The organism is Paraburkholderia sp. PAMB 6770, assembly GCF_057748135.1.
In genome coordinates this window covers 3,746,571-3,758,789 of sequence record NZ_CM173238.1, presented here as the reverse complement: position 1 = coordinate 3,758,789, position 12,219 = coordinate 3,746,571, and the positions used below count along the sequence as shown (strand labels likewise).

Annotated in this window: 12 protein-coding genes; all 12 read right to left on the bottom strand. The window is 68.1% G+C overall.

Features of this window, described 5'->3' with window-relative positions:
- Positions 1-6: 6 nt before the first annotated feature.
- A complete protein-coding gene (locus AC3AP7_RS17040; RefSeq protein WP_475767095.1) occupies positions 7-513 on the bottom strand; it encodes a DUF2844 domain-containing protein in 507 nt (168 codons plus the stop codon).
- 321 nt (positions 514-834) lie between these two features.
- On the bottom strand, positions 835-1,542 hold the full coding sequence (gene cheZ / locus AC3AP7_RS17035) for a protein phosphatase CheZ (protein ID WP_475767098.1): 708 nt from the start codon (positions 1,540-1,542) through the stop codon (positions 835-837).
- Between the two features lies 1 nt (position 1,543).
- Positions 1,544-1,939, bottom strand: a complete 396-nt coding sequence (gene cheY / locus AC3AP7_RS17030; protein WP_475767100.1) for a chemotaxis response regulator CheY — start codon at positions 1,937-1,939, stop codon at positions 1,544-1,546.
- 74 nt (positions 1,940-2,013) lie between these two features.
- Positions 2,014-3,099: a protein-glutamate methylesterase/protein-glutamine glutaminase gene (locus AC3AP7_RS17025; RefSeq protein ID WP_475767102.1), complete on the bottom strand. Its 1,086-nt coding sequence runs from the start codon at positions 3,097-3,099 to the stop codon at positions 2,014-2,016.
- Positions 3,100-3,106: 7 nt separating this feature from the next.
- On the bottom strand, positions 3,107-3,874 hold the full coding sequence (gene cheD, locus AC3AP7_RS17020; RefSeq protein ID WP_475767104.1) for a chemoreceptor glutamine deamidase CheD: 768 nt from the start codon (positions 3,872-3,874) through the stop codon (positions 3,107-3,109).
- A complete protein-coding gene (locus tag AC3AP7_RS17015; protein ID WP_475767106.1) occupies positions 3,871-4,809 on the bottom strand; it encodes a CheR family methyltransferase in 939 nt (312 codons plus the stop codon). The genes cheD and AC3AP7_RS17015 overlap by 4 nt, the downstream gene beginning before the upstream one ends.
- A 267-nt stretch (positions 4,810-5,076) precedes the next feature.
- On the bottom strand, positions 5,077-6,921 hold the full coding sequence (locus AC3AP7_RS17010; RefSeq protein ID WP_475767109.1) for a methyl-accepting chemotaxis protein: 1,845 nt from the start codon (positions 6,919-6,921) through the stop codon (positions 5,077-5,079).
- Positions 6,922-6,962: 41 nt separating this feature from the next.
- Entirely contained in the window at positions 6,963-7,499 is a 537-nt protein-coding gene (gene cheW / locus AC3AP7_RS17005) for a chemotaxis protein CheW (protein ID WP_475767112.1), read from the bottom strand.
- A gap of 54 nt (positions 7,500-7,553) precedes the next feature.
- A complete protein-coding gene (cheA, locus tag AC3AP7_RS17000) occupies positions 7,554-9,824 on the bottom strand; it encodes a chemotaxis protein CheA (RefSeq protein ID WP_475767114.1) in 2,271 nt (756 codons plus the stop codon).
- A 64-nt stretch (positions 9,825-9,888) separates the two neighbouring features.
- The gene (locus AC3AP7_RS16995; RefSeq protein WP_475767117.1) at positions 9,889-10,266 is read right to left on the bottom strand and encodes a response regulator; all 378 of its coding nucleotides are present in this window, start codon (positions 10,264-10,266) and stop codon (positions 9,889-9,891) included.
- 63 nt (positions 10,267-10,329) lie between these two features.
- Positions 10,330-11,328 (bottom strand): flagellar motor protein MotB, encoded by a 999-nt coding sequence (gene motB / locus AC3AP7_RS16990; RefSeq protein WP_475767120.1) that lies wholly within the window; start codon positions 11,326-11,328, stop codon positions 10,330-10,332.
- 21 nt (positions 11,329-11,349) lie between these two features.
- Complete coding sequence (gene motA, locus AC3AP7_RS16985; RefSeq protein ID WP_475767123.1) at positions 11,350-12,210, bottom strand: flagellar motor stator protein MotA; 861 nt, start codon at positions 12,208-12,210, stop codon at positions 11,350-11,352.
- Between the last annotated feature and the right edge of the window lie 9 nt (positions 12,211-12,219).

Here is a 12,219-nt window from a genome sequence, read left to right as displayed (position 1 = left end):
GCTGGGCTATTGAATGTCCGAACCGCTGACGCCGGCCGGCAGCGCCTGCGGCAGCCACGCCTCGCCGCTGAATGCGCCCATGTGCCCACCGGAATGGACCACGAGGCCGCTGTCATCGACCGCGACCGGCCCATGACCGCCGCCGCGCGCGGCGCGCGCCGTCTCGACGCCGGCGACGTATTGCGGGAAATAGGTGCCGAGCAGCGAGGACAGGTCGGGCATCTGCGGCCCGCTCCACGCGATACCGAACACGTTGCCGTCCGTGCCGAGATACTCGCGCACGACGGTGCCGTTACCGAAGGTGGTCTGCCGGATCGTATAGGACGACGTGGCCGCGGCGGACGATGCTTCATGCATCACGGCGGCGGAGACTTTCTGCGAGGTGACGCTGGCGTCGGCGGGCGGCGTCAGCGGTGCCGCACCGAGCGCCGCGCGCGCGCCGGGGAGGGCGAACGCGAAGCTGGACAATCCGAGCGCCGTCAGCAGCACGGCGCGACGCAGGCGAGTCGGCATGGCGGAGTTCCTCCCGATTCACGACTGGACGGCGCGCACGACGCACGGCCGCCGACTTTTCCCCCGATCATACGGCACGAGGCGCACGAACTGCAGGATGCCGCGCGCCCGGGTGCGCCCGGGTGAGCCCGTCCGCGTCGCGCGGGGACGGCGCCGCGCCCGCCGCCGCCGCGGCCCGATGCGACCGCGCACGCCCACCGGGAACCGCTCCGGGACGCTGCCGGCCGCGCGCCTGTTTAGCCCGCTAGCGCGAAAAAATAGAGGGAGAAACCTGGACGGCGGGATCCCGGCGAATCGCGCCGGCCCGCCTCCCCGCGCCCGCTAGAACCCGAGGCTCGCCAGCAGATCGTCGACCTGCGACTGGTCCTGCACGACGTCGGCCTTGCCTTCGGGGTTGATCTGCGGCCCGTTCAGCAGGTTTTGCGGGCTGCCCGTCGACGACGGTTCGGCGGCCAGCGCGGCGGCGGTCGCGGCGAACTGCTCGCGGCGCTCGAGCGCGATGTTCTCGATCAGCACGCCGAGCAGTTGCTGCTCGATCAGGTACACGATATCGGTGATCTTCTTGATCACCTGGCCCGTCAGGTCCTGGAAGTCCTGCGCGAGCATGATTTCCAGCAACTGCGCGTTGGTCTTCGTCGTGACGTCGGACACGCCGGACAGGAACGCGCGCGTGTCCTTCATCAGCGCGCGGACTTCCTCGCGCTCGATCGGCGCGGCGAACCACTGCTCCCAGCGCGCGTCGAGCTCGCCCGCGTCCTGCTGCAGCTGTTCCTGCATCGGCTTGGCGATGTCGATTGCGCCCAGCACGCGCTCCGCCGCCTGCTCCGTCATGTTGGCAATGTACTTCAGACGGTCGCGCGCGTCGGGCACGGCCTCGGCGGCGCGCTCCACGTGCTTGTCGATGCCCAGCTCGCGCATCGAGTCGCGCAGCGTGCGCGTCAGCTGGCCGATGCGCGCGAGAATGCGGTCGCTGGCCAGATCGGCGCTGTCGTGCGCGTCGGCGCCTGGCACGTTGGTCGGCTCGTCCACGTCAGCTCCCGGCTTTCGCCATTTTCTCGAGAATCTTGTTGAGCTTCTCGTCGAGCGTCGCCGCCGTGAAAGGCTTGACGACGTAGCCGCTCGCGCCGGCCTGCGCCGCCGCGATGATGTTCTCCTTCTTCGATTCGGCCGTCACCATCAGCACCGGCAGGTGGCTCAGGCTGGCATCGGCGCGGATTTCCTTCAGCATCGCGAGGCCGTCGAGGTTCGGCATGTTCCAGTCGGAGATGACGAAGTCGTAGGCGCCGCTGCGCAGACGGGCGAGACCCGCCGCGCCGTCCTCGGCTTCGTCCACGTTCGCGTAGCCGAGCTCTTTCAGCAGATTGCGCACGATCCGGCGCATCGTCGGAAAGTCGTCGACTACCAGAATCTTCATTCCTTTATCCATTTCAATTCCCTTTCCTTATCCCTTGTGCAGACGGTGTGGCGCGTGAGCCCCGGTTTTTCGATGCGTGGTGCGCATCATACCCGCTGAACGCGGTCGCCCATCGAAGCAAGACGCGCCATCACGCGCCGGCTCATGTCCGGCAGCGCGGCAACCTCGTCGGCGGCGCCGAGCGCGATCGCCTCGCGCGGCATGCCGAACACGATGCAGCTCGCTTCGTCCTGGGCGAGCGTGTACGCGCCCGCCTTCTTCATCTCCAGCAGCCCCGCCGCGCCGTCGCGGCCCATCCCGGTCAGGATCACGCCCACGGCGTTCTTGCCCGCATGCTGCGCGGCCGAGCGGAACAGCACGTCCACCGACGGACGATGCCGGTTCACCGGCGGGTCGTCGGACAGGTGCGCAATGTAGTTGGCGCCGCTCCGCGCGAGCAACAGGTGCGCGTGGCCCGGCGCGATGTATGCGTGCCCGGGCAGCACGCGCTCGCCATGCTCAGCCTCTTTAACGGTAATCCTGCACAAACCATTAAGGCGTTGCGCAAAAGATTTTGTGAAGCCGGGCGGCATGTGCTGCGCGATCAGCACCGCGGGCGCATCGGGCGGCAGCGGCACGAGCACTTCGCGGATCGCCTCGGTGCCGCCCGTGGAGGCGCCCACGATCACGAGCTTCTCGGTACTGACCAGCGGATTGTTGAAGTTCGGCGCGGCTGCGGGAGCGGCGGCGCCCGGCGCGGCCGCAGGCTGCGCCGGCGCGGCCTGGCGCACGCGCGCGCGGGCCGCCGTGCGGATCTTGTCCGCGAGCTTCTCCGCGTAGTCGAGCATGCCGTCGCGAATGCCGACCTTCGGCTTCGTCACGAAATCGACCGCGCCGAGTTCCAGCGCGCGCAGCGTGATTTCGTTGCCGCGCTCGGTGAGCGAGGACACCATCACCACCGGCATCGGCCGCAGGCGCATCAGCTTTTCGAGGAAATCGAGCCCGTCCATGCGGGGCATTTCGACGTCGAGCGTCAGCACGTCCGGGTTGTGCTGCTTGATGAGCTCGCGCGCGACGAGCGGGTCCGGCGCCGTGGCGACGACCGTCATGTCGGGCTGGCTGTTGATGATTTCGGTCATCAGGCTGCGAATCAGCGCCGAATCGTCGACGCACAGTACCTTGATCTTTTGCACAGCGCTCTCACGCCTCCTCTGTCGTTCTGGCGTTGTTTGACGGGTTGGGACGCGAGCCGCCGCCGAACAGCTCGATGCGCGGCTTCGCCTGGCCGCCCGCCGGCGCGCCGCCGAACAGCTCGACCCGCGGCCGCGCGGCCGGCGCGGCGGGGGTCGCAAACAGCTCGACGCGTTCGCGCGCGCGTGCGAGCCGCTCGGCGCGCGCGTCGGCGCTTTGCCGCGCGAGCGCCTGCTCGCGCTCGGCGACGCCCGCTTCCTGCTGCAGCCGCAGCTTTTTCACCATCACCTGGCCGGTGCGCGGCAGGAACGCGACCTTGCGCGGGTGGCCCCCTTGCAGATCCTCGGCGAGGATGCGGATTTTTTCGAGCGACAGATAGCGCCGCACGAACTCGGAATTGCGGTCGCCGATGTTCATTGTCGTCATGCCGGCGAGCACCGCCGCGCCGCCGAACACTTTCGCCTCGAAGCGATCGCGCCGGCCGCCCGCCTTGATCAGCTCGTTGATCAGCACTTCCATCGCGTACGCGCCGTAGCGCATCGAGTCGGAGGCGGCCTGGCCGACGTCGGCGCCGTCGTCGGGCAGCATGAAATGGTTCATCCCGCCGATGCCGGCCGTGCGGTCCTGGATGCAGGCCGCCACGCACGAGCCGAGCACGGTGACGAGGACCATGTCCTCGCCTGTCGTGTAGAACTCGTTGGGCAACAGCTTCACGCCGGGGCGCTTGAAGTAGTTGTCGTGATAGAGATTGGTTGCGATCGGCAGTGTCGTGCTCATGCGCTCACCCCGCTGGTGGTGGCGTGGGCCGCGTGCGGCTGGCTGCGCGCGGCGGTGCCGTCGCGCGTGAGTTCGTAGACGGTCTGGCCGCGCAGCCGGAACGCCTGGGTCACGTACGTGAAGTTTTCCGAGTGGCCCGCAAACAGCAGGCCGCCCGCTTTCATCAGCGGCTCGAAGCGCGCGAGCACCTGTCCCTGGGTCGGCTTGTCGAAGTAGATCATCACGTTGCGGCAGAAGATCGCGTCGAACTGCGTACGCAGACCGTAGTCGCGGTCGGTCAGGTTCAACTGCTCGAAGCGGATCATCTGGCGCACTTCGGGCCGCACCTTGACGAGTCCCGCATGCGCGCCGGTGCCTTTCAGGAAGAAGCGCTTCAGGCGCTCCGGCGACAGGTGCTTGACCTGGTCGAACGGGTAGGTGCCGGCCTCGCCCCTCGCGAGCACCTGCGTGTCGATGTCGGTGGCGAGCACCGTGGCCTGGCGCGCGGCGCTGTCGCCGAGCGCCTCGATCAGCGTCATCGCGATCGAATACGGCTCCTCGCCGGTGGAGGCCGCCGAGCACCATACCGAGACCGGCTGCGCGCGGCGCCGCACGAACTCCGCGAGAATCGGAAAGTGATGCGCCTCGCGGAAGAACGCGGTCAGGTTCGTCGTCAGCGCGTTCGTGAACGCCTCCCACTCGGCCGGATCGTTCTCCGTCTCGAGCCGCACGAGGTAGTCGCGAAAGCTGTCGAGACCGAGCGCGCGCAGGCGTCGCGCGAGACGGCTATAGGCCATGTCGCGCTTGTGGTCCGACAGCGAAATGCCGGCGCTGCGGTAAATCAGCTCGCGTATGCGCGCGAAATCCGCCGACGTGAATTCGAAATCGCGTCCCGGATCGCCGGCTCTCGCCGGCTCTGCCTTCTCGGGACGAAGCTGTGCGCGCGTTGACATCATGATGTTTCCTGCCTGCGATACGGATATGGGACGCCGCCGCGCCCCTCGAACCCCTTCACTCCACCACGGCTGCCTTCGCCCACGGGTTCGCGCGCGCCCGCCCCACCCGGCCGCCGGCTGGCGGCCCTGAACGCGCGGGCTCCGCCGGCCGCGCGCGCCCGGCGGCCGCCCCCGCGCACGGCCTACGCCTGCGCAGGGGCGGCGGCCACGGTGCGGAAGCGGCGTGTGTCAGGCCGCTCCCGCGCCCGGCTGCGCTCGCCGCGGCAATCAGAACGTTTCCCAATCCGCATCCGAGCCGGCCGGCACGGCGTTCGCCGCGCCTCGCACCGGGGTCTCGGCCGCAGCGGGCTTCGGCCTGAGCAGCGGCTCCGCGCGCGCCGGCGCGGCGCTGCGCGGCGCATCCTGTCCGTCCGCGCGCGCCTGCGGCTCCTGCTTCGCCGCCGGTGCCGATGCCGGCGCGGCGGCCGGCGCCTTGTGCGCCGCCGGTTCCGTCCTCGCGCGCGGCGTGCTGCTGCGGGTGCGCGGCGCAGCGACGCTGGCCGCCGCCGGCCGTGCCGCTCCGCTAACCTTCCAGCCCGCGACGATCGATTGCAACTGGCGCGTCTGCTCTTCGAGCGACGCGGCCGCAGCCGCCGCTTCCTCGACCAGCGCCGCGTTCTGCTGCGTGACCTCGTCCATCTGCACGACCGCGCGGTTGACCTGCTCGATGCCGGTCGACTGCTCTTCGGAGGCAGCGCTGATCTCGCCCATGATGTCCGTCACGCGCCGCACCGCCTGCACGATCTCTTCCATCGTCGTGCCGGCGCGGCCCACCAGCGCGGAGCCGTTCTGCACCTTGTCCACCGAGTCGCCGATCAGCTCCTTGATCTCCTTGGCCGCGCTCGCGCTGCGCTGCGCGAGGCTGCGCACCTCGCCCGCGACCACCGCGAAGCCGCGGCCCTGCTCGCCCGCGCGCGCCGCCTCGACGGCCGCGTTCAGCGCGAGGATGTTGGTCTGGAACGCGATGCCTTCGATCACGCCGATGATGTCGACCACCTTGTTCGAACTCGCCGCGATGTCCTGCATCGTCTGCACGACTTCGCTCACCACTTCGCCGCCGCGCGTCGCGATGTCCTGCGCGTTGACCGCGAGCTGGCTTGCCTGGCGCGCGTTGTCGGCGTTCTGCCGCACCGTGCCGGTCAGCTCTTCCATGCTCGATGCGGTCTGCTGCAGCGACGCCGCCTGCTGCTCGGTGCGCTGCGACAGATCGGTGTTGCCCATTGCGATCTCGCGCGCGCCGGTATCGATCGAGCCGGTGCTCGCGTGCATCGACTGCACCATCGAAATCAGGCTGTCCTGCATCTGGCGGATCCCGGAGAACAGGCGCCCGATCTCGTTGCGGCTCGCCGACTGCACCGCCTGCGTCAGATCGCCGGACGCGATGCGCTCGAAGCACGCGGCCGCATCCGCGAGCGGCGCGACCAGCAGCCCGCGCAGCGACAGGCGGATCAGCACCACCAGCACCAGCGCGAACGCAGTGAAGGCGGCAATCAGCGTCGTCATCAGCGTGATGTTCGACTGCGCGTCGCCCTGCTGCTGCGCTGCGCGCGCCTGCAGCGCCTTGATGACGGCGCTCGCCGCGTGGTCGTAGGCGATGAACATCGGACTGATCTTCGTGTCCGCGATCGCGTGGAAGCCCGCCTGGTCGCCGCTGCGCAGCGCGGCGAATTCCGGCTCGACGCCGTCGGTCACGAGCGCCGCGCGGCGCGCGTTCAGGTCGTCGAGCAGCGCCTGGTCGACGCCCGACTTCGGCGCGGCGGAGAAGGTCTGCCAGCTGTCGTTGCCGTCGGCGAGCAACTGCTGCGCGCGGTCCAGCACCGTTTTTGCCTCATCGGTCTTGCCGTCGGCGGTGAGCGTCAGGTACCGGTCGGTCGCGAGGCGCGAGCGCAGCAGGTACGAGGACGCGTCGTCCAGCGCGTGGATCGCCACCAGATCGTCGTGAGAGATGCCGTCGAGCGAGCGGCTCGCGCTGTCGAGCGCGGTCAGGCCCAGCGCGCCGACGACGACCGTCAACGCGACCAGCACGATTCCCACTCCAGTCAGCGTCGTACGAATCGACCATCTGCTTAGCATCGTAGTGCTCCTGTTCTACCGTCAATAGGATCGGGTCGCGCCTAGCCGCCGAGCGACTCGATCAGCGCCATTTCGCGGCTGGTCATCAGCTTTTCGATGTCCATCAGGATCAGCATGCGGCCGTCCACCGTGCCGAGGCCGGTCAGGTACTCGGTGGTGAGCGTCGCGCCGAACTCGGGCGCCGGCATGATCTGGTCGGCCTGCAGCGTGAGCACGTCGGACACGCCGTCGACCACCATGCCGACCACGCGATGCGCGACGTTCAGGATGATCACGACCGTCTGGTGGTCGTACTCGACGCGGCCCAGCTGGAACTTGATGCGCATGTCGACGATCGGCACGATGATGCCGCGCAGGTTGATGACGCCCTTGATGAACTCGGGCGCATTGGCGATGCGCGTCACGCTGTCGTAGCCGCGAATTTCCTGCACCTTCAGGATGTCGATGCCGTATTCCTCGGCGCCGAGCGTGAAGACGAGAAATTCCTGACCGCCGGCGTCGGCCTGCAGTGCGTCGCGGCGGACATTCGTACCGCTCGCGTTGGCGACGCTCGAATGGATGGATTGAACTTCTGCCACGTTAGCCCCCAAACGGATGGGATGAATCGGGTTGAATGAAGATTGGCTCGAGGATCACGCGAGCGACATGGCGGTGTGGCTCGCCCGGGTCTCGCGATTCAGGGCCGCCACGTCCACGATCAGCGCGACACTGCCGTCGCCGAGGATGGTTGCGGCGGAAATGCCGTGCACCTTGCGATAGTTCGTCTCCAGATTCTTGACGACGACCTGCTGCTGGCCAACCAGCTCGTCGATCAGCATCGCGAAGCGGCGCCCCTCGGTCTGCATGATCGTGACGATGCCCTGGGTCGGATCGGTCCGGGCATCGGCCACCGAGAACACGCCGTGCAGCGCGACGAGCGGCAGGTATTCGCCGCGCACGCGCACCACCCGTTCGCCGTTTGCGACCGTGTAGATGTCCTCGGCGCGCGGCTGCAGCGACTCCATCACGAAGTTCAGCGGCAGGATGAAGATTTCGTTGCCGACCTTCACCGACATGCCGTCGAGAATCGCCAGCGTGAGCGGCAGCACGATCCGCGTCGTGCTGCCCTTGCCGGCCTGCGACTGGATCTCGACGTGGCCGCCCATCGACTGGATGTTGCGCTTCACCACGTCCATGCCGACCCCGCGGCCCGACACGTCGGTCACCTGCTCGGCGGTCGAGAAGCCCGGCAGGAAGATGAGGTTCCACACTTCGTCGTCGCTCATCGAGTCGCTGACCGGCAGCCCCTGCTTCGCGGCCTTCGCGAGAATCTTGTCGCGGCGCAGGCCCGCGCCGTCGTCGCTCACCTCGATCACGATGTTGCCGCCATGATGCGCGGCCGACAGCACCAGTTGCCCGGTCGGATCCTTGCCGGCGGCGCGGCGCGCGTCGACGGTCTCGATGCCGTGATCGAGACTGTTGCGCACGAGGTGCGTGAGCGGATCGATGATCCGCTCGATGAGGCTCTTGTCGAGTTCGGTCGCCTGACCGAAGGTGACGAGTTCGACCTCCTTGCCGAGCTTCGCCGCCAGATCGCGCACGAGCCGCGGGAAGCGGCTGAACACGTAATCCATCGGCATCATGCGGATCGACATCACCGCTTCCTGCAGGTCGCGCGCGTTGCGTTCGAGCTGCGCCATGCCGTTGAAGAGCCGGTCGTGCAGCGCCGGATCGAAGGTGCTGGTGGTCTCGGCCAGCATCGCCTGCGTGATCACCAGCTCGCCGACCAGGTTGATCAGCTGATCGACCTTTTCGACGCCCACGCGGATCGAGCTGCCTTCGGCCGCCGCGGCCGCGCCGGGGCGCGGCTTGCGATCGGCGTCACCGGCCGCGGCCGCAGCCGCAGCGGGCTTCGGCGCGGGCTCGCTGGCCGGGGCCGCCGCGCCCGCCGGCGCAGCCGCATGCGCGGCAGGCGCGGCCGGCGCCGCGGGTGCGGCGGGTACAGCGGGTACCGCCGCGGCGGCCGGTTCGAACAGCGCGTGGCGCGGCGGCGCGGCAGCGGCTTGCGCGGCCGGCGCCGGCGCGGCGGTTTCGGGCGTTCCAGGTTCGCCCTGCGCCGCCGCATCCGCGGGCGCGGTGCCGCGGCCGATCGAGATCTGACTGTCGTCGATCACGAAACAGCACACGGCGATGATGTCGTCGGAGCTCACATCGGACTGCAACCACAACGTCAGATCCGAACCCGACTTCTGCTGCGTGACAATCTGTCCGAGGTTGCCGAGTTCCTCGACAAGCAGCGCCTCGTCCTTCTCGCCTACGCCCCGTAGCGTAATTTTCAGATGTGGGCCAGCGGCGTCTGACGCGCCTGCTTCGCCCGTGTTCCCGGCAGGGTTCGCGGTGCCGGTCTGCGCCGGTTCCTGATCCGGCGCTGCCGCGCCGGTGAGATCGCCGGCGGCCTGCACCGCCTGTTCGACCACGTGCTCGGGCGGCTGCCCTTCGCCGTGCGCCGGTACAGCCGGCGCGTCGCCGAAGCGGCCTTCCGCATGCAGCCGTTCGAGCTTCGCGCAGATCGCGGCGGCCACCGCCGCATCCGGCTCGGCGCTCGCGCGGTAATCCGCGAGCTGGCCGGACAGCACGTCCTTGGTTTCGAGGAACGTGTCGATCATGTCCTTGCGCAGCACCAGCTCGTTGTTGCGCGCGCGGTCGAGCAGCGATTCGAGAATGTGCGTCGTTTCGGTGAGCGCGGTGAAGCCGAACGTCGCGGCCCCGCCCTTGATCGAATGCGCCGCGCGGAAAATCGCCGCGAGGTCTTCCGGATCCGGCTGGCCGATGTTCAGATTGAGCAGCAGTTGCTCCATCTGCGCGAGCAGCTCGTCCGCTTCGTCGAAAAACGTCTGATAGAACTGTGTGATGTCGAGTGTCATGCCTGGGTCACCGCAAGAGTTCCTGTCTGGGCTGTGGCTGCCATACCGTACGGACTGCGCCGGCTCACGCCGTGCCGGCTTCGGCGAGCTGCGCGACGAGCTCGGTCAGCATGTCGGGATCGAGCGGCTTCTCGATCCAGCCGGTGGCCCCCGCCGCGCGCGCGGCGGCCTTGAACGGCTCGCCGGATTCGGTCGTGAGGACCAGGATCGGCGTCGCACGGTAGGCCGGGTTGCCGCGCAGCGCGGCGATCAGGTCGAGGCCGGTCTTGCCCGGCATGTACTGGTCGGTGAGCACGAGATCGAACGGCGTCGCGAGCGCGTTTTCGAGGCCTTCGTTGCCGTCGGCCGCGACCGTCACCTGATAGCCGGCCGTCGTCAGCGTCACGGACAGGATCTGCCGCATTGCTGCCGAGTCGTCGATTGCCAGAATGTGCCTGATCATTGAAACCTCGCTGCGCTCACCAAGGACCGGCGGCCCGTCGCGCGAGCCGTCCGACCGCGACTGTCATTGCGACGCCCCGACGGGCGCCTTCGGCGTTACGACGGCCGAATCCGTAATCTTTTCCATCTGCGCCGATCCCGCGGCGTCGTCCGACAACGTGGTCGTCATCGAATCGTCGTGCATCATGGCTTCCTCGGACTTCTTGTTCAGCACGAGGATGCTGATGCGGCGATTCTCGGGATCGAGCGGGTCCGCCTTGTCGAGGTTCTGCGAGGACGCCATGCCCACCACCCGCATCACCTTCGATTCGTCCATGCCGCCGGCGATCAGCTCGCGCCGCGACGCATTCGCCCGGTCCGCCGACAGCTCCCAGTTGCTGTAGCCCTTCTCGCCGCCGGCATAGGGCACGGCGTCGGTATGGCCCTGCACGACGATGCGGTTCGGCACGTCGTTCAGCGTGTGGCCGATCGCGCGCAGGATGTCGCGCATGTACGGCTCGACCACGGCCTGCGCGGTGGCGAACATCGGCCGCTTCTGCGAGTCGACGATCTCGATGCGCAGGCCCGTGAGCGTCGAATCGATGCGGATCTGCTGCTTGAACTGGCGCAGCACCGGGTTCGCTTCGATCGCCGCCATCAGCTTGATCTGCAGGTCGTGCAGCCGCGCCTGGTCCTCGCGCGCGAGCTCGCCCTGCATCTGCTTGAGCACGTCGTCGTCCTGATGCTGCGGCGTGTGCTCGGCGCGCCGGATCGTGCCGTCGCTCTCGCGCGTGATGCCGAGCTTGTCGGTCGTCACGTCGCGCCCGCCGCCTTTCAGCACGCTCGAATCGACCGCGCTGCGATCGCCGCCCCACAGCGTGATCTTCAGCGGCTGGTTGAAATAGTCCGCAATGCCGCGCAGCTGCACCGTGGTCGCGGAACTGAGCAGCCACATCAGCAGGAAGAACGCCATCATCGCGGTCATGAAGTCCGCGTAGGCGAGCTTCCACGCGCCGCCGTGATGCCCTTTCTTGCCCGGCGCCGCGCGCTTGACAACGATTGCGCGATCTTTGTCCTTGCTCATGGCCGCCCGCCCGCTCGCCGCTTACTTCGCTTTCACGCGGCGCACGTGCTCTTCCAGCTCGCTGAACGACGGGCGTTCGGTCGAGAAGAGCACCTTGCGGCCGAATTCGACGGCAATCGCCGGCGCGTAGCCGTTCAGGCTGGCGAGGATCGTCACCTTGATGCACTGGAACATCTTGGTCGACTCGGCGGCGCGCTGTTCCGCGACGCTCGACAGCGGACCGATCAGCCCGTACGAAAGCAGAATGCCGAGGAAGGTGCCGACCAGCGCCTGCGCGATCATCTCGCCGAGCACGGCGGGCGGCTTGTCGGCGGAGGCCATCGTGTGCACCACGCCCATCACCGCCGCGACGATGCCGAACGCGGGCATCGCGTCGCCCACCTTCGCGAGCGCATGCGCGGGAGCCTCGCCTTCGGTGTGGTGCGTTTCGATTTCCTCGTCCATCAGGCTTTCGATCTCGAACGCATTCATGTTGCCGCCGACCATCAGGCGCAGGTAGTCGGTCAGGAATTCGATGATGTGCTTGTCCGCGAGAATCTTCGGGTATTGCGTGAAGATCGGGCTCTTCGACGGATCGTCGATGTCGGCTTCGAGCGTGAGCGTGCCTTCCTTGCGCGCCTTCGCGAGCAGAACGTACAGGAGCGCCATCAGCTCCATGTAGACGTCCTTGTTGTACTTCGAGCCCTTGAAAAGGGTGGGGATCACGCGCAGCGTCGCCTTGATCGTCTTCATGCCGTTGCCGAGCACGAACGCACCGAGCCCCGCGCCCCCGATCATCAACACTTCGACTGGCTGGAGCAGCGCGGCCAGATGCCCGCCTTCGAGCGCGTAACCGCCGAAAACGGACAATAGCGTCACGAGTGTTCCCACGAAAATCAGCACAGCCGAGCC